This window comes from Comamonas sp. MYb21, from assembly GCF_037479395.1.
Classification (GTDB): domain Bacteria; phylum Pseudomonadota; class Gammaproteobacteria; order Burkholderiales; family Burkholderiaceae_C; genus Comamonas.
This window is the reverse complement of the sequence record NZ_JBBGZC010000012.1, coordinates 37,451-57,158: the sequence shown is the minus strand read 5'-3', so window position 1 is coordinate 57,158 and position 19,708 is coordinate 37,451. Positions and strand designations below refer to the sequence as shown.

General features: G+C 63.9%; 19 protein-coding genes. 10 read left to right on the top strand and 9 right to left on the bottom strand.

Annotated elements, in window-relative coordinates; genetic code table 11:
• Positions 1-59 precede the first annotated feature (59 nt).
• From WH367_RS18340 to WH367_RS18315, 6 genes are all read left to right on the top strand, one after another.
• A complete protein-coding gene (locus WH367_RS18340) occupies positions 60-593 on the top strand; it encodes a thiamine pyrophosphate-binding protein (protein WP_021025876.1) in 534 nt (177 codons plus the stop codon).
• A complete protein-coding gene (locus WH367_RS18335) occupies positions 578-1,189 on the top strand; it encodes a thiamine pyrophosphate-dependent enzyme (RefSeq protein ID WP_339537150.1) in 612 nt (203 codons plus the stop codon). Before WH367_RS18340 ends, WH367_RS18335 begins: the two co-directional genes overlap by 16 nt.
• Positions 1,190-1,276: 87 nt before the next feature.
• On the top strand, positions 1,277-2,755 hold the full coding sequence (locus WH367_RS18330) for an aldehyde dehydrogenase (RefSeq protein ID WP_339537149.1): 1,479 nt from the start codon (positions 1,277-1,279) through the stop codon (positions 2,753-2,755).
• 68 nt (positions 2,756-2,823) lie between these two features.
• Positions 2,824-4,035 carry an ABC transporter substrate-binding protein gene (locus tag WH367_RS18325; RefSeq protein ID WP_021025879.1) on the top strand — a complete coding sequence of 404 codons (1,212 nt, stop codon included), beginning with the start codon at positions 2,824-2,826 and terminating at the stop codon, positions 4,033-4,035.
• 83 nt (positions 4,036-4,118) lie between these two features.
• The gene (locus WH367_RS18320) at positions 4,119-5,543 is read left to right on the top strand and encodes an aldehyde dehydrogenase family protein (RefSeq protein WP_339537148.1); all 1,425 of its coding nucleotides are present in this window, start codon (positions 4,119-4,121) and stop codon (positions 5,541-5,543) included.
• 53 nt (positions 5,544-5,596) lie between these two features.
• On the top strand, positions 5,597-6,511 hold the full coding sequence (locus tag WH367_RS18315) for an NAD(P)-dependent oxidoreductase (RefSeq protein WP_339537147.1): 915 nt from the start codon (positions 5,597-5,599) through the stop codon (positions 6,509-6,511).
• Positions 6,512-6,581: 70 nt separating this feature from the next.
• Here WH367_RS18315 and WH367_RS18310 read toward each other — a convergent pair whose 3' ends face one another.
• From WH367_RS18310 to WH367_RS18295, 4 genes are all read right to left on the bottom strand, one after another.
• Positions 6,582-7,481 carry an NAD(P)/FAD-dependent oxidoreductase gene (locus tag WH367_RS18310; protein ID WP_339537146.1) on the bottom strand — a complete coding sequence of 300 codons (900 nt, stop codon included), beginning with the start codon at positions 7,479-7,481 and terminating at the stop codon, positions 6,582-6,584.
• Positions 7,465-7,950 carry an Rrf2 family transcriptional regulator gene (locus WH367_RS18305; RefSeq protein WP_339518494.1) on the bottom strand — a complete coding sequence of 162 codons (486 nt, stop codon included), beginning with the start codon at positions 7,948-7,950 and terminating at the stop codon, positions 7,465-7,467. The genes WH367_RS18310 and WH367_RS18305 overlap by 17 nt, the downstream gene beginning before the upstream one ends.
• A 233-nt stretch (positions 7,951-8,183) precedes the next feature.
• The gene (locus tag WH367_RS18300) at positions 8,184-8,333 is read right to left on the bottom strand and encodes a hypothetical protein (RefSeq protein WP_339537145.1); all 150 of its coding nucleotides are present in this window, start codon (positions 8,331-8,333) and stop codon (positions 8,184-8,186) included.
• 21 nt (positions 8,334-8,354) lie between these two features.
• Positions 8,355-9,257, bottom strand: a complete 903-nt coding sequence (locus WH367_RS18295; protein ID WP_312988289.1) for a LysR family transcriptional regulator — start codon at positions 9,255-9,257, stop codon at positions 8,355-8,357.
• A 98-nt stretch (positions 9,258-9,355) separates the two neighbouring features.
• On the opposite strand from WH367_RS18295, the gene WH367_RS18290 reads away from it, so the two are divergent.
• From WH367_RS18290 to WH367_RS18275, 4 genes are all read left to right on the top strand, one after another.
• A complete protein-coding gene (locus WH367_RS18290) occupies positions 9,356-10,309 on the top strand; it encodes a hydroxymethylglutaryl-CoA lyase (protein WP_339537144.1) in 954 nt (317 codons plus the stop codon).
• A gap of 106 nt (positions 10,310-10,415) precedes the next feature.
• A complete protein-coding gene (locus WH367_RS18285) occupies positions 10,416-11,573 on the top strand; it encodes a CaiB/BaiF CoA transferase family protein (RefSeq protein WP_445228130.1) in 1,158 nt (385 codons plus the stop codon).
• Between the two features lie 65 nt (positions 11,574-11,638).
• Positions 11,639-12,634 (top strand): Bug family tripartite tricarboxylate transporter substrate binding protein, encoded by a 996-nt coding sequence (locus tag WH367_RS18280; RefSeq protein WP_339537142.1) that lies wholly within the window; start codon positions 11,639-11,641, stop codon positions 12,632-12,634.
• Positions 12,635-13,036: 402 nt separating this feature from the next.
• Positions 13,037-13,399: a VOC family protein gene (locus WH367_RS18275; RefSeq protein ID WP_021025889.1), complete on the top strand. Its 363-nt coding sequence runs from the start codon at positions 13,037-13,039 to the stop codon at positions 13,397-13,399.
• A 73-nt stretch (positions 13,400-13,472) separates the two neighbouring features.
• Here the strand turns inward: WH367_RS18275 and WH367_RS18270 are convergent, their stop codons facing one another.
• From WH367_RS18270 to efeU, 5 genes are all read right to left on the bottom strand, one after another.
• Positions 13,473-13,979, bottom strand: coding sequence for a DUF6882 domain-containing protein (locus WH367_RS18270; protein ID WP_021025890.1), 507 nt, complete (start codon positions 13,977-13,979; stop codon positions 13,473-13,475).
• Between the two features lie 210 nt (positions 13,980-14,189).
• Entirely contained in the window at positions 14,190-14,804 is a 615-nt protein-coding gene (locus tag WH367_RS18265; RefSeq protein WP_339537141.1) for a L,D-transpeptidase, read from the bottom strand.
• Positions 14,805-14,900: 96 nt separating this feature from the next.
• Positions 14,901-15,740, bottom strand: a complete 840-nt coding sequence (efeO, locus tag WH367_RS18260; protein ID WP_339518502.1) for an iron uptake system protein EfeO — start codon at positions 15,738-15,740, stop codon at positions 14,901-14,903.
• A 140-nt stretch (positions 15,741-15,880) separates the two neighbouring features.
• Positions 15,881-17,227 carry an iron uptake transporter deferrochelatase/peroxidase subunit gene (efeB, locus tag WH367_RS18255; RefSeq protein WP_339537140.1) on the bottom strand — a complete coding sequence of 449 codons (1,347 nt, stop codon included), beginning with the start codon at positions 17,225-17,227 and terminating at the stop codon, positions 15,881-15,883.
• Between the two features lie 45 nt (positions 17,228-17,272).
• Positions 17,273-19,381, bottom strand: a complete 2,109-nt coding sequence (gene efeU / locus WH367_RS18250; RefSeq protein ID WP_339537139.1) for an iron uptake transporter permease EfeU — start codon at positions 19,379-19,381, stop codon at positions 17,273-17,275.
• Positions 19,382-19,708 lie beyond the last annotated feature (327 nt).

The window sequence follows — 19,708 nt, the reverse complement described above, 5'->3', positions numbered from 1 at the left end:
ATTCAAATCACATCATCACATTTTATGATGCCTTCACTGGTTCACAAAACGGAAAGCAGATGAACGCAAACCCCAACCCACCACCCTGGCAAAAAGACATTTTTCAGGCCATCAAGGATGCCGGCGTGCAGCAAGTGGCCTATGTGCCCGATGCGGGCCACTCCTATGTCATCAAGAGCGCGATCGCCGATCCCGAGATCACCGATGTGGCGCTGACCACCGAAGAAGAAGGCGTGGCCGTGGCAGCCGGCGCCTGGCTGGGCGGCCAGCGCGCCGTGCTGCTGATGCAAAGCAGCGGTGTCGGTAACTGCATCAACATGTTCTCGCTGCTCAGCGCCGCCGACATCCCCTTTGTCACCATCGTCACGATGCGCGGCGAGTACGCCGAGTTCAACCCCTGGCAAGCGCCGATGGGCCGGGCCACGCAGGCGGCGATGGAGCTGATGGGCATCCATGTGATGCGCGTGCGCCGCCCCGAAGATGCGCAAGAGGTCGTTAGCGCAGCGCTTGATGGCGCCTTCATGGCCGGCGCCCGCATCGCCGTGCTGATTGGCCAGGACGTGATCGGCCGCAAGAAATGGGAGAGAAAGTAATGCAGACCCGCGAGAATTCCGCCGCCATGGACCGCCGCCTGTTTGTGGCGCGCCTGCTGGCCAAGACCCCCGAGGCGCTGGTCGTCACCGGCCTGGGCTCGGCCTCCTACGATGTGTTTGCCGCCGGTGACCGCGACCACAACTACTACTTGTGGGGCGCGATGGGCGGTGCCTCGTCGGTGGCGCTGGGCATTGCGCTGGCCCAGCCCGCACGCCCGGTGGTGGTCATCACCGGCGACGGCGAGCAGATGATGGGCATTGGCAGCCTGGCCACGATTGCCGCCAAGTCGCCTGCCAACCTCAGCATCGTCGTGCTGGACAACGGCCACTACGGCGAGACCGGCATGCAAAAAAGCCATAGCAGCCTGGGCACCGACCTGGTGGCCGTGGCGCGCGGCTTTGGCATTGCCCAGGTGCAGCAGCTGCGCACCTTGGACGAAGCCGATGCGCTGGCCGCGCATATCAACGCCCGCAAGGCCACCACCTTTGTGCAGGCGCTGATCCATGCCGATGAGCCGCCCCGCGCGCTGCCGCCGCGCGATGGCCCCTTCATCAAGAACCGCTTTCGCAGCGCGCTGGGCCTGCAGCCGTTCTAGCCTTTGGCAGGGATGCCGGCCGGCGTCCCTTCTCAGCTCTCTCCAGCACCGCCCCGATCTGCCCGCAGCCCTTGAATGCCCTTTGCCATGAAACGCTACTCCCTTCAGATTGCCGGCCAGGCCCAGCCCCCCGCCAGCGGCCAATGGATTGCCAGCCTCAACCCCTACACGGGCGAGGCCTGGGCCGAAATACCCGATGGCAGCGCCGCCGATGTCGAGGCGGCCGTGCAGGCGGCGCACACCGCGTTCAGCAGTGGTGCCTGGCCGCAGCTGAGCGCGACCGAGCGCGGCGCACTGCTGCGCAAGCTCGCCAGCTTGATCGAGCGCGATGCCGAGAAGCTCGCCCGCACCGAAGTGATGGACAACGGCAAGCTGTTCGCCGAGATGCGCGGCCAGCTGCAGTACATCCCGCAGTGGTTCCACTACTACGGCGGCCTGGCCGACAAGGTGCAAGGGGCCACCTTGCCGCTGGACAAGAAAGGCTATTTCGCCTTTACCCGCCATGAGCCGCTGGGCGTGGTGGCTGCCATCACGCCCTGGAACTCCCCGCTATTCCTGCTCGCCTGGAAGATTGCGCCGGCGCTGGCAGCTGGCTGCACGGTGGTGGTCAAGCCGTCCGAGTTCACCTCGGCCTCGACCCTGGAGTTTGCCGAGCTGTTCAACGAGGCTGGCTTTCCGCCCGGCGTGTTCAATGTGGTCACCGGCTATGGCGCGCAGGTCGGCAGCGCCCTGGTGGCCCACCCACTGGTCGCCAAGGTCAGTTTCACCGGCTCCGATGTGACGGGCCGCGCCATCAACCAGGCGGCCGCCGGCCAGCTCAAGCACGCCTCGATGGAGCTGGGCGGCAAATCGCCCAACATCGTGTTTGCCGATGCCGACCTGGAGCAGGCCATGTATGGCGCCATCTCGGGCATCTTTGCCGCCACGGGCCAGACCTGCATTGCCGGCTCGCGCCTGCTGGTACAGCGCAGCATCCACGATGCCTTTGTCGAGCGCCTGGTGGCCTTTGCCGCCACCGCCCGCATGGGCGACCCGATGAGCCTGGAGACCCAGGTGGGACCGGTCACCACCCTGCCCCAATACGAGAAAGTGCTGTCCTATATCGACATTGCCAAGGCCGAAGGGGCCCGGGTGGTGCTGGGCGGCGCCAAGGCCACGCGCGCCGAATGCGGCAAGGGCTGGTTCATCGAGCCCACCATCCTCACTGGCGTACACAACGGCATGCGCATTGCGCAGGAAGAGGTGTTTGGCCCGGTGCTGTCGGTGATCCCCTTTGACGACGAGGCCGATGCGCTGCGCATTGCCAACGATGTGCGCTTTGGCCTGGCCGCAGCCGTCTGGACCAGCGACATCGGCCGCGCGCTGCGCATGTCCGAGCGCCTGCAGGCGGGTACGGTCTGGGTCAACACCTACCGGGCCGTCAGCTTTATGGCGCCCTTTGGCGGCTACAAGGATTCGGGCCTGGGCCGTGAAAACGGCCAGAGCGCGATCTATGAATACCTGCAGACCAAGTCGGTCTGGATCAACAGCGGAGCGACCACCAGCAACCCCTTTGTACTGCGTTAGTTCCCGCGCCTAGCAGGTGACACAGAGCACCGCAGGCCCTTCGTCCAACAGCTCTAGGAGACAAAACCATGAGAAAAGCACAAGGACCCCTGACCGCCGCCGCCCTGGCCGTGGCCGCCCTGCTCGCCAGCGGCGCCCAGGCCGCGCCCGACAAGGTCAAGATCGCCTTCATCACCGACATGTCGGGCCTGTACTCGGACTTTGACGGGCCCGGTGGCCTGGACGCGATCCGCATGGCCGTGGCCGATTTTGGCGGCGAGGTGCTGGGGCGCAAGATCGAGATCATCTCAGCCGACCACCAGAACAAGGCCGACATCGCCGCATCGAAGGCGCGCCAATGGTGGGACAACGACAATGTCGACCTGATCATCGGAGGCTCCAACTCGGCCGTGTCGCTGGCGATCAGCAACCTGTCCAAGGACAAGAAAAAGGTTTTCATCAGCGCCGGCGCCGGTGCCGATTCGCTGACCGAAGAGGCCTGCCAGCCCTATATGGTGCGCTACACCTACTCCACCTCAGCCCAGGCACGCGGCACGGCCGCTGCACTGGTGGGCCAGGGCTACAAGGACTGGTACTTCCTTACCTCGGACTACGCCTTTGGCCACTCGATGGAGCAGGCCGCGATCAATGTCGTCAAGCAAACCGGCGGCAATGTGGTGGGCGCGATCCGCCATCCGCTCAGCACCTCCGATTTCTCGTCCTATGTGATGAAGGCGCAAAGCTCGGGCGCCAAGGTAATGGGCCTGGCCAATGGCGGCGGCGACACCATCAACGCCATCAAGACAGCCAAAGAGTTTGGCATCGACAAGAAGATGAACGTGGCAGCGCTGATGGCCTTCATCACCGACATCCACAGCCTGGGCCTGGGCACCACCGGCGGCATGTACCTGACCGAAGGCTGGTACTGGGACATGAGCGATGCCTCGCGCGCATTCTCGCAGCGCTTCTACGACAAGAACAAGAAGATGCCCACCACCTTCCAGGCGGGCGACTACTCGGCCACCACCACCTACCTGAAGGCCGTGCAAAAGGCCGGCAGCACCGAGCCCGACCAGGTGATGGCCGCGCTCAAGTCGCTGCCCATCGACGATATGTTTGCCAAGGGCTACATCCGTGCCGATGGCGCCATGGTGCATGACATGTACCTGATGCAGGTGAAAAAGCCGGCCGAATCGACCAAGCCCTGGGACTACTACAAGGTGGTCAGCACCATCCCGGGCGACAAGGCCTATGCACCATCGAAGGAAGGTGCCTGCCCGCTGCTCAAGCCTGCGGCCTGAAGCCCGCTGGCTCCCGCTTTCCGACTGACTGCGCTGCGCGCCCACCATGCGCGCAGCGCCACCTATTGCCTTGAGAGTGAGACATGAACGAGAACCTGATCAATGGCCAGTGGCTGGCGGGCGCGAGCACCATCCAGAGCTGGAACCCCTCCGACACGCGAGACCTGGTGGGCGAGTATGCGGCGGCCGACGCCCAGCAGATGCAGCAGGCCGTGGCCGCTGCGCGCGCCGCCTTTGGGCGCTGGCAGCACACCACGACGCAGATGCGCTCGGACTTTTTGCAGCGCGTGGCCAACCAGATGATGGCGCAAAAGGACAGCCTGGGCCTGCTGGTCTCGCGCGAAGCGGGCAAGACCTTGGCCGAAGGCCTGGGCGAGGTGGTGCGCGCGGCGCAGATCTTCCAGTTCTTTGCCGGCGAATGCCTGCGCTATGGCGGCGAGAGCCTGCCGTCGGTGCGGCCGGACATCGGCGTGCAGATCAGCCGCCATGCGCTGGGCGTCGTGAGCCTGATCACGCCCTGGAACTTTCCGATCGCCATCCCCGCCTGGAAGATTGCCCCGGCGCTGGCCTTTGGCAACACCGTGGTGCTCAAGCCCTCGGAATACACGCCCGGCGTAGCCCATGCGCTCTTTCGCATTCTGGATGAGCAAGGCCTGCTGCCTGGCGTGGCCAACCTGGTCAACGGCAGCGGCAAGCACGCGGCGCAAGGCTTGCTCAGCGGCGTCGATGCGGTGTCCTTTACCGGCAGCGTGCATGTGGGCCAGAGCATTGCGCAGACCGCCATCGGCGAGATGATCCGCCTGCAGCTGGAGATGGGCGGCAAGAACCCGCTGGTGGTGCTCGATGATGCCGATCTGGATGTAGCCGTGGAATGCGCGCTCAACGGCGCCTTCTTCTCGGCCGGCCAGCGCTGCACAGCATCGAGCCGCCTGATCGTCACCGAACGGATCCATGACCGCTTTGTCGAGGCGCTGACGGCGCGCATGCGTGCCATGGTCGTCGGCAACAGCCTGGACAAGGCCACGCAGATCGGCCCGGTCATCAACCAATCGCAGTTCGACAAGATCCAGCACTACCTGGACCTGGGCAAGCGCGAAGGCGCCGAGCTGGTCGAAGGCGGCACGCCGGTGCAGGCGGCGACCCCGGGCTACTTTGTGCGGCCCGCCCTGCTCACCGCAACCCACAACGCGATGCGCATCAACCAGGAAGAGATTTTTGGCCCGGTCGCCAGCGTCATCAAGGTGGCCGACTACGACGAGGCACTGGCCACCGCCAACGACACGCGCTTTGGCCTCTCGGCCGGCATCTGCACCACCTCGCTGCGCGCAGCCAACCACTTCCGCCTGCATGTGCGCAGCGGGCTGGCCATGGTCAACCTGCCCACCGCCGGGCTGGACTACCACGTGCCCTTTGGCGGCACGCGCGCCTCCAGCTACGGGCCGCGCGAGCAAGGGCGCTACGCAGTCGATTTCTACACCAGTACCAAGACGGCCTACATCGCGTACTGAGCCCTCTTTCCATTCCCCATCCCACTTAGAACATTTCGCAGGAGACCTTCAGCATGACAGACAGCATCGGTTTTATCGGCCTGGGACGCATGGGCCGTTCCATGGCCGCCAATCTGCAGAAAAAAGGCTTCAGCCTGTTGGTGGCCGACCTCAACCCCGAGGCCGTGCAGGCCCTGGTAGCACTGGGCGCAGAGGCCGCCACGGTGCCAGAGATTGCACGCCGCTGCTCGGTGGTCATCACCATGCTGCCGTCCTCGGTCGAGGTCGAGCAGATCGCCCAGGGCGCCGATGGCATCTTTGCCAATGCGCTGCCAGGCACCATTCTGCTGGACATGAGCACCATTGACCCGCTCGCCACCGACCGGCTCAGCAAAGCAGCCGCCGGCCGCCAGATGACCGTGGTGGACGCGCCCGTGGGGCGCCTGGCCGAGCATGCCGACCGGGGCGAGAGCCTGTTCATGGTGGGCGCGAGCGAGGCCGATTTTGCGAAGGTCAAGCCCCTGCTCGATGCGATGGGCACCACCACCTACCACTGCGGTCCGGTCGGCGCGGGCGGGCGCACCAAGCTGGTCAACAACTATGTGGCCATCACCTTGTGCCAGGTCAATGCCGAGGCGCTGGCCCTGTCGCAGCGCTTTGGCCTCGACATCAGCAAAACTCTGCAGGTGCTGTTGGGCACCTCGGCCAATAACGGCCAGCTGCGCATGAACTTTCCCAACAAGGTGCTGGCTGGCGACACCTCGCCGGGCTTTACCATCGATCTGGCGCACAAGGATTTGTCGCTGGTCATCAGCGCCGCACATGCCGCGCGCGTGCCGATGCCCGTCGCCGCTGCCGTGCATGAATCCTTCAGCCTGGCGCGTGCCAGCCAGTTTGGCGGCATTGATTTCTCGGGCATCGCCGATGTGGTCTGTGAGCTGGCCAAGATCGAGCGGCCCCGCGTGCCCGAAGGTTGGAAGCCCAGCTGATCGCCAAACAGCTGCAAGCCGCCCAAGAACAAACGCCCCCAGGGGCGTTTTTCCGCATCGGGACGTTGGCTCAGAGCATCGAGGCACGGTGCGCGGCCACCCCGGCCATCGCCCCATCCGCGACCGACAGCGCAATGCTGCCCGCTGCACGCGCGGCATCGCCGCAGGCAAACACATTGGCCACACTGGTCTGCTGCATGGCATCGACCTGCACATAGGGGCCCATCGGGCCATCGGCCAGCACACAACCGAGCTGCTGCGCCACCGGGCTCGCGGGTGTGGTGCGGGGCTGCGTGAACAGGCCCTGCATAGCCAAGGTCCGGCCATCGGCCAGCACCACATCCGCAAAGCCATCAATGCGCAGCACCGGCGTGTCCTCGATCTGGGTGCCGCGCCGCGCGAAATCCGCCAGATCCGCCTGCGTCGGCGCATAGACGCCGTTGAGGAACAAGGTGGTCGGGCCCCAATCGGGCAGCATCAGTGCATGGTGCTGGGCCAGCGGTGAGGCAGCAATCACACCAATCGCGCCGCCACCCACCTCATAGCCATGGCAATACGGGCAATGGAACACGCTGCGGCCCCAGCGCTCGGCGAGGCCCGGCACGGCGGGCAGTCCATCGCGCACCCCAGTGGCCAGCACCAGGCGGCGCGCCACCAACAACTGGCCACCCACCTCCAAGGCCAGCTCGCCGCTGGGAAGCACACGGGCTTGCCGTGCCTCACCTTCGATCCAGCGCACGGTCGGGTACTGCAGCAATTGCGCACGCGCCTCTTGCCACAGCTGGCCTGGCGCCACGCCGTCGCGCGACAAAAAGCCATGCGAAGTGCTGCCCGCCTCGTCCACAAAGCGGTTACGGCGCAGGCCTGCATCGATGACGGTGACCTGGCGGCGCGCCCGTGCCAGTTGCAAGGCGGCCGACATGCCTGCGTAGCTGCCGCCGACGATGGCGAAATCAGTGTGAATGTCCATGGTGGTCCTCTATACGGTGGGGGGTGGATGTTTTGGCCAGCCGGTGCGCGCGCAGCGAAGCGCCGATCTGGGCAGAGAGCTGGGCCAGGGTGATGCTGCCCAGCTGGGCCAGCAGCGAGGCCTCGGCCTGCTGCATGGCGCTGCGCAGCGAGCTGTTGACCACCTGCGCAACCAGGCATTCGGGGTGGTCCTCACGAAAGCCCAGCGACACCAGCGCCGGCGCGCCCAGCGCCCGGTGGATATCGCGCAGCGTCGTCTCGCCCCAGCCGGGCGCAATCAGCCAGCCGCCCCCATGGCCCTTGCCGGACGAAACCATGCCCGCATCGCGCAAGCCGGCCATCAGGCGCCGCAGCACCACCGGGTTGGTGTCCATGGTCTGCGCCAGAACCTCGGAGGTCAGCGGCGCCTGCGCCTCGGCCAGATGCAGCAGCACATGCAGAACATCGGAAAACTGGCTGTTGTGTTTCATGCAACTATTGTAGTTACATGAAATGAATCCGTGCCAGCGGCTCCGCAAAGAACCATTACCCCCGCTAAGGTCAAGCGCTTGTTGTAATTTCTATCAACCTTGCAAGTTTTTGTCGGCTCTCCATGGGTTTTGAATTTTTCTCACGGAAGTTTGAACTCGGAGTGTTTTGAGCTCAGCCAGAGGGTGTGCAGGGGCTGAGGATTGAAAACGAGGATCGCGGTCTTGCTATCGCGCTACGTGGTGTAGCCAAGCCGCTGGTCAATGGCTTCACCGAAGGCCTTCGGCCCCTTCCAAAACTTGCACGCTGCGATGAAGGCGTTGCGGTCGCCCTCGCGCAGGAGAATATCGGTCTTGCCCGTCCTATGGAAGGTCTCGCCCGTCACCTTGCCCTGCAAGGCCTGCGGCTACTGCGCTGCCAAATGGTTCAACAAAGCCTTGGCCGCCGACGACAGCAAGGCCGCGTCCCGGTAGCTGATCGCAAACTGCCGCTTCGCCCAGCTGTCCGCCAGCGGAATCACCCGAACATCCGTGTTGGCGGCAAAGCTCAGTGCCACTTCGCGCGGCACCACACTGATCGCCAGGTTGGCCTGGACCACGCGCAGCGCAGCATCAAAGTTGGAGACGTGCACCCGGTGGCGCAGCGCCTTTCCTTCTTGAGCGGCGGCGCGGGTGAGCAAAATTTGCACTGCGCTCAACGCCGGCATGCTGACATGTTCGTAGTCCAGTACGTCAGAGAAGTGCACCGCTGCGCTTTGCGCCATGCGTGCGATGGGGTGGCTTTTGTGGGCCGCAATGGCCAGGTGGTCGCTGCTATAGGGCTGGGTCTGCAGGCCGCTCAAATCGGCTGCGTCCCAGCAAATCCCCATGGCCGCACGCCCTTCGCGCACGCCGCGCACCACATCCGGGCTCACGCACTCCTCCAAGGTCACACGGATACTGGCGTGCGCGGGTTGCTGCAAAAAACTTGCGACATGGTCGGCCAAGGATTCGGCCATCACCGACGCCGTGACCAATACCCGTACCTGCCCCTGTACGCCTTTGCTATAGGCCGCCATCTCTTGCTGCATATGGTTGGCGGCGGCCAGCATGGTGCGCGCATGCTCCAGCAAAGTCTCACCCGCTGCCGTGGGGCGCAGGCCGCGCCGCTCGCGGATGAACAAGGGCGCGCCCATCTGGTGCTCAAGCTGCGCCAGGCGCTTGCTGATGGCGGATGCCACCAGCGCCTCGGCCTGCGCCACACGGGCAATGCTGCGCTGCTCACAGACCTGCACAAACAGCCGCAGGTTCAGCAGACTCAGGTCATACATGATTTTCCTTTTTGGAACGAAACTGCTTCCGTATTGGATTATTGCTGATGCTTTGGAAAATCTAAAATCAGAGCCAACGACAAAAGCCAGGAGACACGATGACCACAACCTCAACCCTTGCTACACCGCGCGCCAGCATTCGCGAAGTTGGCCTGCGCGATGGCCTGCAAAGCCTGGCCAGCATCGTCAGCACCGCCGACAAATGCGCCTGGATTGACGCCGCCTACGACGCCGGTATGCGCGAGATGGAGGTGGGATCGATGGTGCCCGCGCACCTGCTGCCTCAGCTGGCCGATACCGAAGCCGTTCTCTCCCATGCCTGCAGCAAACCGGGCTTGCTCGCCTCTGTCCTGGTGCCCAACCTCAAAGGCGCCGAGCGCGCCTTGGCAGCGGGCGCGCAGTCCATGGTCGTGCCCTTGTCGGCCAGCCATGCGCACAGCCTGGCCAACCTGCGCAAAACACCTGACGATGTCGTGGCGGAAGTCGCCCGCATCCGCGCAGTGCGCGACGCAGCGGGCAGCCGCGCCCACATTGAAGGCGGCGTGGGTACGGCCTTTGGCTGCACCCTGCAAGGCGATGTGGCCGAAAGCGAGGTGCTGCGCCTGATGCAGGCCTTGCTGGACGCAGGCGCCGACCATGTAAGCCTGGCCGATACCGTGGGCTATGCCGACCCCGACAGCGTGCGCCGTTTGTTTGAAAAAGCCCGGCGCCTGGTGGGCGACCGGCTGCGCACCGCCCATTTTCACGACACCCGCGGCATGGGTCTGGCCAACGCCTATGCGGCCTGGCAAACCGGCATCACCCACTTTGACGCCTGCCTGGGCGGCATTGGCGGCTGCCCGCATGCACCGGGTGCCAGTGGCAATGTGACCACCGAAGACCTGGCCTATATGCTGCAGCGCATGGGCATTGATTCGGGTCTGGATGTTCCCGCCCTTTTGCAGCTGCGCCAACGCATGCACGCCTGGCTGCCCAACGAGCGGCTGCACGGCAGCCTGTGGCAAGCCGGCGTGATTGCAGCACCCCGGGCTTCTACCGCCATTTGCGCTTAAGTTTTAAACCAAATCAACTGCTGGCGCTTACCCCATGCATGCTGGTGGCCATCAAAATATGAGTACCCCATCTCTCTCCCCATCGCTCCCACTCGCCGGAATCCGCATGGTCGAATTCACCCACATGGTCATGGGCCCCACCTGCGGCATGGTGCTGGCCGACCTGGGTGCCGAAGTCATCAAGGTTGAACCTGTCGAGGGCGACCGCACGCGCTACTTGCTGGGTGCGGGCGCCGGTTTTTTCCCCATGTTCAATCGCAACAAAAAAAGCATTGCGCTGGACCTGCGCCAGCCCCAGGGACTGGAAGCTGCCATTCGCCTGGCCAGCACTGCCGATGTGGTGGCGCAAAACTTCAAGCCCGGCGTGATGACCAAATACGGCCTGGATTATGCCGCGCTGTCCAAGCTGAACGAGCGCCTGATCTATGTGAACCACACCGGCTTTTTGCCCGGGCCGTACGAGCACCGCACCGCGCTGGACGAGGTCGTCCAGATGATGGGGGGCCTGGCCTACATGACGGGCCGCCCCGGCGACCCGCTGCGCGCGGGCACCAGCGTGAACGACATCATGGGCGGCATGTTTGGCGCGATCGGCGCCATGGCAGCGCTGATGCAGCGCGCCCAAACCGGCAAGGGGCAAGAGATTGACTCGGCGCTGTTCGAGAACAACGTCTTCCTCGTCGGCCAGCACATGATGCAGTACGCCGTGACGGGCGAGGCGGCCGAGCCCATGCCCAACCGCATCTCGGCCTGGTCGGTGTACGACGTGTTCACCGTCCAAGACGGCGAGCAGATCTTTTTGGCCGCCGTGAGCGATGCCCAATGGCGCACCATGTGCCAGGCCTTTGGCTGGGCCGATCTACTGGCCAACCCGCGCTACACCACCAACAACGAACGCGTACGTGAGCGCCCGGCCCTGCTCGCCGATCTGCGCGCGCGTCTGATCCGCATGGATGTCGCACAGGTCGCCAAAATCTTTGAAGACAACGCTCTGCCCTACGCCCCCATCAGTAAGCCAGAACAACTGCTGGACGACCCGCACCTGCAGGCCTCCGGCGGTTTGGCAGAGGTAACGCTGACCGACGGCGAACGCGCCGGCCAAACCGCACAGACCGCCTTGCTGCCGCTGCGCATGGCAGGTGAGCGCCTGGTCGTACGCAAAAACCCGCCGCGCCTGGGCGAGCACACCGCCCAGTTGCTGGCCAGCCTGGGCTACGACGCCGCGCAGATCAGCGCCATGCAGGCCGCCCAGGCAGCTGCATAATGCTACTAATATAAGAGCATACAATCCTTTATAGACAGGCACAAAGCCGCAATCAGGAGACAAACATGCACCCCACCCGCCCATTCACCCGCCGCACCGCACTGGCCATGGCGCTGGCCAGCCTCACTAGTGGCGCCTTGCCCGCGCTGGCGCAAACCAAGCCGGCAGTGCACGACAAAGCGCTGCGCGTCATCTTGCCGCTATCGGCGGGCTCGGGGGCCGACGGCGCCATTCGCGCCATCAGCACGCCCATCAGCAAAGTCCTGGGCCAGACCCTGGTGATTGAGAACCTGCCTGGCGCAGGCGGCATCACCGGCACGGCGCAGATTGTGCGGGCGTCCAAAGATGGGGACACCATCGGCATCGTCAGCAACAACCACGTCGTCAACCCCAGCCTGTACAAAAACATGCCCTTTGATTCGATCAAGGACATCGCGCCCATCACCATCATCGGCACCACGCCCTTTGTGCTGGTGGCCAACCCCAAGGTGCCCGCACGTACCGTGCAGGAGCTGATTGCCCACGCCAAGGCCCATCCCGGCACGCTCAATTACGGCTCGTCGGGCAATGGAACCATCCTGCATTTGGGCGCTGCCATGTTTGTCGAGCAGGCACAGATCGATGTGCCCCACATCCCCTACAAAGGCACGGGCCAGCTGATGAATGACTTGCTCAGCGGCCAGGTGCAGCTGGGCGTGGTGGCGGTCGCACCCGCCATGGCCCACATCAAGGCCGGGAACCTGCGCGCCATCGGCATCACCAGCGCCAAACGCAGCGTCAGCCTGCCCGATGTACCCACCATTGCCGAACAAGGCCTGCCGCAGTACGAGCTGGACGGCTGGATCGCCGCCATTGCCCCAGCGGGTGTACCCAAGGCCGAAATGGACCGCCTCTACCAAGGCTTTGTGCAAGGCATTGCCTCCCCAGAAGCCCGCGAAGCGCTCATCGCCCAGGGCTACGAGATCCAGCTCACACCGCCGGATGTGGCGACCCGTTTTATGGCGAGCGAAAAGCTGCGCATGCAGGCGGCGGTGAAAGCCGCACAAGTCAAAATGGATTGAGCCCGCAGATGGATCGAACTCCTCCAACAAAAGGCAGATTCAGACCGCTCTACACTTTGGAGACTGTCTTTTCGCACGGAGTTGCCACTATGAAACTTTGGATCGCCACCGCTGCCCTGGGTGTTTGGCCCCGGCGTTTGATGGATCGGATTCATCTTGAATCGTTCGAGCTCGGATGACGAAAGCGAGGACGGCAATCGCTGCGCTGCTGTAGTTCAGCTTTGTGAAGCGGCCCGCTGCAACGGGTTGTGAATTCAACCGGTCAATGCAACACAATATCTGCCTAAGGCTGAATGAGTGTTTGTATAAAGCAAACACCGCGGATGTACTGCACCGAAGCTCACGCCCCGCTGCGCCATGCCACAATCGCGCAGCCCACCACCTCCCCCCAAAGCAACGGAAATGGCCTTGTTCAAGAAGCTGGAGTCTGTCGTATTGTTTGTCGCCGATATCGATGCGGCGGCCGCCTGGTATGCGCAGCTTTTGGGCACGGAGGTGCAGCACGAGAACGCGCACTATGCCTTTGTGCAAGGCCCGGGCCTGTTGATCGGCTTTCACCCCGCCGATGGCAAATGCCCGGGAGGCGTGGGTGGCACCACGGTGTACTGGGAAGTCGCCGATCTGGGCGCTGCCGTTGAACGTCTGCAGGCGCATGGCGCCCGGCTCTACCGGGGGCCGATGACGACCAGCCTGGGGGCCACAGCGGCCATGCTGCTGGACCCCTTTGGTTGCAGCCTGGGCTTGCATTGCCCAGCGGGCAGCTAGGCGCGGACCGCCAGTCGCCAGCGGCTAGCTGCGGACGGCCAGTTGCGGGCGGCTAGCTGCGGGCGGCGAGCCTTTACTGCAGCGCCTGGTCCGGGTTCTGCACCACCTGCAGATGCAGGATGCTGAAGTACAGCGTGATATCGCCTTGCTGGTCGATAAAGGTACCGATCGCGCGCTGCAGCCGGGCGGCAATGCAGAGGCATTCGGTTGCCTCGGGCCGGCCGCCGGGGATGCTTGCGGTGGTCAGCAAGGCCAGCTGGTGCTCACGGCCAAAGTCGTGCACCACCTCCAAGGCCTGGCCATGCTGGGCGGGGATATTGGCATTGGCCCAGCTCCACACAAAGCTGCCTTCGCTCTCGCTGCTGGTACCCACCAGGCAGACGGTGCCCTGCACCTCATGCAAGGGTGCCTGCAGCACCAGGCTGGCGGTTTGCAGATCCCAGTGGTAGTGCGGCGCGCTGTGCAGGCCAAACTGGCGGGGCCACTCGGTATTGCGGGCCATCATGGTCTCAACGGCCTCGCGGCTCCAGGCGGCCCAGTCGGTCTCGCCCCCTTTGGGGCTGGTGGTGGTGTCGTTCATAGCGCTAACGGTTCAAAATGCAGCCGCCATTGTCGGCCAATCCAAGAGCCTGTTCAAAGTCTCTACGCAGCCGCGTTGGAGTGCAATCGGGATGAGTTCGAAGGAATGGAACGCAGCTTGCACCAGGGTGCAAGCAAGGGCCAGCTCGCAGAAATCGCACGATTTCACTCCAATTCAATCGCTGACGCGCCACCCTCAGACGGTGTTAGCTCATTCAATGTGCACGGCAATACCGGTAGGGACAAGCGAGAAGAGGTCGACTATCTCGTCATTTCTCATACGTATGCATCCATGCGAAACCGGTCTTCCAATTAAATGCTCGTCGGCTGTGCCATGGATGTAGATGAATCTTCTCAAGGTGTCCACACTGCTTGCGCGATTGATGCCGTATTGCAGCCCTTCTAACCAGAGGATGCGTGTCAAGATCCAATCGTGGTCCGGAAAGCGTTCTGCGAGTTCCGGATTAAATATCTCGCCGGTGGGTCTTCGCCGCCGAAACACTGCGCCCTTAGGATACCCCTCTCCTATCTTTAACCGAATGCGGTGGTCGCCGGTAGGCGTGCAATAGCTACCAGTTTCGCAACCCGTTCCGTTCGCTGCCGTCGATACATCGTAATGACGTTCAACGCCATTGGCCAACGCTAAATGAAGCGACTGCCGTTCGACCGAAACGTGTATACGCGCGGGCATTTCGATGGAGGAAAGCACTTGTACAAGCATCGTTCGGCGACCCAGTAGGAAGTTGAACCGAGAGCAGCATATCGCCAACTCTGAAATTGTTCCAGCCAGCGCCGTCATTGGTAAGCCTGCCGTATCTGGCTTCAAGGTAGTCCAGCGACATGCGGCACTGAAGTCATCATGGAATAAAAAAACCGCCCCTTGCACAGGGGCGGTCCATCGTTCAGCAAGCTGAGGGCACGATCAGTTCAGGCCGAGCATGCCGCGCAGCTTGGACAGGTCTTCGGCCAGCGTGTTCACGCGGCCGGCCAGGATCTTGCGGTCGGCCTCGTTCAGCTTGGTGTACAGCTCAAAGCTGCCATCGGGCTTGCGGTACTTGGCCAGGATGTCGAACACGGTCTTGAAGTTCGACGCGGTCTTCTCGACAAAGGCCTTGTCCTTTTTCTCGACCAGGGGGCGCAGCAGTTCAAAAATCTTGTCCGCACCTTCGAAGTTGGCCTGGAAGTCGTCCAGGTCGGTGTGGCTGTAGCGCTCTTCTTCGCCCGAGATCTTGGTGGCAGCCACCTCCTCCATCAGCACGGCAGCGCCGCCCACGACCTTTTCTGGCGGGAAGGTCAGGCCGCTCACGCGCTTTTGCAGCTCCTTGGCATCGGCCAGCAGCTTGTCGGCAAAGGGAGTCAGGCCCTTGGTGCTTTTTTCAACCCAGAGGCCGTACTCGATGCGGTGAAAGCCGGTGAAGCCCGGGTCCTTCTCGGCCTTTTCATGGTCATCGGCGCGCGAGTCCATGCTCTTGTCCAGATCGGCAAACAGCTCGGCAATCGGCTCGATGCGCTCGTAAGGGCGGCGCACGGTGGCGTACATCTTCTTGGCCTCTTCGACCTTGCCGGCCTTGACCGCATCGGTGAAGGCCTGCACGCCCTTGACCAGCTCGCGCAAGTTGTTGTTGACGTACAGCTTGTACTCCGTGAGGGGCTTGACCAGCTCCAGCGCAGACACGCCTTCTGCCGCCCAGCTGGACAGGGGAATGACGCTGGCACTGCCGGCCAGCAGCAGGCCTTGCAAGAATTGGCGACGCATGGACATACGAGAACTCCTAGATACTGTTAGATTGATAATTTTTGGCTTCCAGTATCCCAATGCCAAACCCAGGCTGGCGTCCTTCATGAAGATGGACGCGCCCAGGCCTTGCAGTACAGACACCAGTGGCTGGTTAGGAAACGGGATCAGGCCTGCTTGGCGGCAGCAGCCAGCAGGCTGCGGCCCAGCCAGTCATGGGCATCGGCCACGCCGGGCAACACATAGAAAAAGCCGCCGCCAATGGGCTTGATGTATTCTTCGAGCGGCTCGCCGTCGAGCCGCTTTTGCACCGTGACAAAGCCCTTTTCCAGGTCGGCCTGGTAGCAGATGAACAGCAGGCCCATCTCCAGCTGGCCCGACTTGGTCACGCCATTCGAGTAGTTGAAGGGGCGGCGCAGGATCAGGTTGGCCTCGCTGCCATGGTTGCGCGGGTTGGCCAGGCGGATATGCGCATCCATCGGCGTCTTCTTGCCTTCGGGATCGGCCGCATAGTCTGGCGTGTCGTGCTCGGTCTTCTGGCGTGCATCCAGCGGCGCACCACTGTCCTTGTCGCGGCCCATGATGGCCTCTTGCTCGCCCAGCGGCGTGCGGTCCCAGCGCTCGACAAAATTGCGGATGATGCGCACCGCCTGGTAGCTGCCGCCAGCGGCCCAGGCGGGCTCGCCCGACTCGGGCTGCACCCAGACAATGCGGCGCATCATCGCGTCGTCATCGGACTGGGGGTTGGCCGAGCCATCGCGGAAGCCCAGGAAGTTGCGCGCGCTCTCTGCGGGCTGGCCCACGGCGGCTGGGATCGGCGGCACCGAGCCCTCCTGCTTCCAGCGCACCATCAGCAGATCGGGCAGGTTCTTGATGATGTCGCGCAGCGCATGGATATTGGTGTCGGGCGTGTTGGCGCAGAACTGGATCGACAGATCGCCATGGCAGAGCGCGGCCTGCAGCGCGTCATTGGGGTGCTGCTGCATGGGGGTCAGGCGCTTGGGGCACTGGTCCTTCAGACCAAAGCGGCTATCAAACAGGCTGTGGCCCACAGCCACGGTCACCGTCAGCGCATCGGGCTGCACCACCGGGCCGAGAATGCCCGAGCCCGCAGGCGGCAGCTTGGGGTCGAGCACCGGCTGGGTGCCACCCTGGGTCAGAAAGTGGATGCGCTCGGTCAGGGTCTTGAACAGGCGCACGAGCTCCGCCTGGTTGCTGGCCAGCACATCAAAGCTGACCAACATGCCGGCTAGCGGCCGGGGCGTGACGATACCGGCCTGGTGCTTGCCGTAGAACGGCACGCGCTGCTGCGACACACTGGTATGCGGGGCATCGGCCACCTGGGTGTTGCCGGGCGAGGCATCTTCCGCAGCCAGCGCCTGGCGCGCGGGCATGCCGGCCAGCACACCGGCGCCCATGACGCCTGCGGCCTCACCCAGCCAGCGCCGCCTGGCGGGGTCGGTGCTGCCCGGCACGACGGATTGAGACGCGTTCCTGTTCTTGAATAAAGACATGTGGTGCTTTCTGTGTGTTATTTGTAGAAATAGAAGGCGGAAAGTTTAGGGCTGCAAGCCCAGCGCTGCATTGACCTTGGCCATGCTTTGCGATGCCTGGTAGAGCGCCTGGGCCAGGTTCTGGCACTGCACCGGGTTCAACGCGGTGCCGGCGGTGCCCGGCACCTGGCTGTCATCGGCGGGCACGCCCAGCTCTTGCATGCGCTGGCGCAGCTTGGCCAGGCTGTCTTGCAGCTGCTGGTTCAGGCCCGGGTTGGCATTGGCCAGCACGGGGCCCAGCACTTGCTGGGCCTTGTTGGCCGCAGCCCAGCTGCCGTAGACAAACTGCAGCACGGCCAGGCCCTGCTCGGGCGTGGTCGCCTCGCCAGGAATCAAGGTGGAGGCGCGCTCGAGCGCCTTGGCCGCAGCGGCAGCAATCGACTGGGGTTGCAGAGCCGCATCACCCAGGCGCTGGGCCAGTTGCTGCACATCCTGCTGCAAGCTGGTGGCCAGCGGCAGCAGCTGGTCCGCTGCCTCGCCCGCTTGCAGGCCAGCAGCAATGCGCTGCAGGCCCACAAAGGCCGGGTCCTTGTCGCGCAGCGCAAAGTCTGCGGCACGCGCATCGATACGTGCATTCAAATCGCCGTACTGCACGGCCAGTGGCGCCAGCTTTTGGTACTGGCCACGCGCCAGCGCTGCCAGCTGCTGTGCATCGGCAGGGTAGCCGTCCTGCGGCGTCGCACCGGCGTCGACTGGGTGGGCCAGGCGCTGCTGCAGCGCATCGACCATCTCTTGCAGGCTGGCCGTCTCGGTCAGCATATAGACCTGGTACTCGGCCAGTGCGCCCAGGAAGGCGGTCACCGGCGGCTTGGCCGCCTCGGCCTTGAAGGCGTCCGAGGTCGTCACCGTCAGGCTGCCGCGCGCAGCATTGAGCAGGCCGCAGGTCATCTCGTAGTTGCCGGGCACCAGGCGTGCGCTCAGCTGCTGCGTCATGCCCGGCAGAATGTTCTCGCGCTCTTCGAGCACCATCACGCCGTCCAGAATTTCCCACTCCAGCGCGCGCTGCGATTGGTTGACGATGCGGAAAATCACCTTGCCGGCCGGCACCGTCACCGCATTGGGGGTGCAAGTGCCCTGGTTGATTTCGATGGTCACCACCGGCACGCCATCGGCCGAGGTGGCGCTACCCGCAGCAGCACCGCTGGCATGCGGCGCCGTCGATGCCTGCCAGAAGGCTGCGGCGCCCAGCAGGAACACGACCACACTGCCCAGCACCACCGGGCCCAGACGGGGCGCAGATTCGGCAGCGGGCATGGGGGTCGGTGCAGCGGCGGGGGTGGATGCGGCAGGCGCGCCGGCCACCGCAGGCGCCGCCTTGACTGGCCAGAAGAACATCACCAAGGTCACGGCCAGGTACAACGCCCAGGCCAGCACTTCGCCGACGACCGGCGCATGCATATAGCCCAGCAAGCCGCCCAGAATCACGCCCAGCGGGCTGTCTTCGGGCAGCACAGCACTGCTGTCGAACACCACTTGCTGCAGCTGGTTCCAGACACCGGCCTCATGCAGGCGGCGCACGGCGCCAGCCAGCAGGCCAGCGGCCACGACCAGGATAAAGATGCCGGTGTAGCGGAAGAACTGGCGCAGATTGATGCGCACGCCGCCTTTGTAGAGTCCAATGCCTAGCAGCACCGACAGTGCCACGCCGAGGAAGGCGCCAGCAGCGGCACTCCAGCCCGAACTTTGCTGGAAGATGGCGAGCAAGAAGAAGACGGATTCGACGCCTTCGCGGGCCACGGCCAAAAAGACCATGCCGATCAGCGCCCAGCTGGCACTGCCCGAGGTGCTGAGCGCCTTGTCGACCGAGGCCTGCAACTCGCCCTTGATCGAGCGCGAGGCCTTGCGCATCCAGAACACCATGCCCGTCAGCATGCCCACCGCGATAAAACCGACCAGGCCCTCAAACAGCTCCTGCTGCTTTTGCGGAAACTCGGCGGCCATCCACTGCAGGCCAGCGCCCACAAAAAGCGACAGGCCCAGCGCGAGAAACACCCCGGCCCAGACGGCGGGCATCAGGCGTGCGCGGCCCGTGTGGCGAAGGAAACTGGCAATGATGCCAACGATCAGCGCGGCCTCGATGCCCTCGCGCAACATAATCAAAAATGGAACCAGCATGTAATGTGTTGCTCAAGCCGGCGCGCAGGCCAAGGGCCGCGCCGCCCGCTGATCTTTCTCAGTTCTGTCGATAAATGCCCAACCGTGCCGAACGGCCCAGGGCCTGCCGCAGGCAGACAATGCGGCGATGCAGCAAAGGCAGGTGCAGCATGTTAAGACCAAACCGCCGTCGCAGTCAGCGCATCCGCAGGCCGCCTACACGCGGGCACAGCATTTACAAGCAAAAACGTATATCTTATCATCGCGCACATGGCTTTGAAGCTATCAATTAGATAGCAACCACCATTCGCAAAACACCCCTGCCGCCAACATGGCGTAAGGCTGCCT

Bases quoted from the DNA above. Each gene is read 5' to 3' on its own strand.
- efeU (WP_339537139.1), bottom strand. From the start codon at position 19,381: ATGCTGGTTCCATTTTTGATTATGTTGCGCGAGGGCATCGAGGCCGCG.
- WH367_RS18320 (WP_339537148.1), top strand. From the start codon at position 4,119: ATGAACGAGAACCTGATCAATGGCCAGTGGCTGGCGGGCGCGAGCACC.
- WH367_RS18325 (WP_021025879.1), top strand. From the start codon at position 2,824: ATGAGAAAAGCACAAGGACCCCTGACCGCCGCCGCCCTGGCCGTGGCC.
- WH367_RS18340 (WP_021025876.1), top strand. From the start codon at position 60: ATGAACGCAAACCCCAACCCACCACCCTGGCAAAAAGACATTTTTCAG.
- WH367_RS18330 (WP_339537149.1), top strand. From the start codon at position 1,277: ATGAAACGCTACTCCCTTCAGATTGCCGGCCAGGCCCAGCCCCCCGCC.
- WH367_RS18315 (WP_339537147.1), top strand. From the start codon at position 5,597: ATGACAGACAGCATCGGTTTTATCGGCCTGGGACGCATGGGCCGTTCC.
- WH367_RS18285 (WP_445228130.1), top strand. From the start codon at position 10,416: ATGGTCGAATTCACCCACATGGTCATGGGCCCCACCTGCGGCATGGTG.
- efeO (WP_339518502.1), bottom strand. From the start codon at position 15,740: ATGTCCATGCGTCGCCAATTCTTGCAAGGCCTGCTGCTGGCCGGCAGT.
- WH367_RS18290 (WP_339537144.1), top strand. From the start codon at position 9,356: ATGACCACAACCTCAACCCTTGCTACACCGCGCGCCAGCATTCGCGAA.
- WH367_RS18310 (WP_339537146.1), bottom strand. From the start codon at position 7,481: ATGGACATTCACACTGATTTCGCCATCGTCGGCGGCAGCTACGCAGGC.
- WH367_RS18295 (WP_312988289.1), bottom strand. From the start codon at position 9,257: ATGTATGACCTGAGTCTGCTGAACCTGCGGCTGTTTGTGCAGGTCTGT.
- WH367_RS18305 (WP_339518494.1), bottom strand. From the start codon at position 7,950: ATGAAACACAACAGCCAGTTTTCCGATGTTCTGCATGTGCTGCTGCAT.
- WH367_RS18280 (WP_339537142.1), top strand. From the start codon at position 11,639: ATGCACCCCACCCGCCCATTCACCCGCCGCACCGCACTGGCCATGGCG.
- WH367_RS18275 (WP_021025889.1), top strand. From the start codon at position 13,037: ATGGCCTTGTTCAAGAAGCTGGAGTCTGTCGTATTGTTTGTCGCCGAT.
- WH367_RS18335 (WP_339537150.1), top strand. From the start codon at position 578: ATGGGAGAGAAAGTAATGCAGACCCGCGAGAATTCCGCCGCCATGGAC.
- WH367_RS18270 (WP_021025890.1), bottom strand. From the start codon at position 13,979: ATGAACGACACCACCACCAGCCCCAAAGGGGGCGAGACCGACTGGGCC.
- efeB (WP_339537140.1), bottom strand. From the start codon at position 17,227: ATGTCTTTATTCAAGAACAGGAACGCGTCTCAATCCGTCGTGCCGGGC.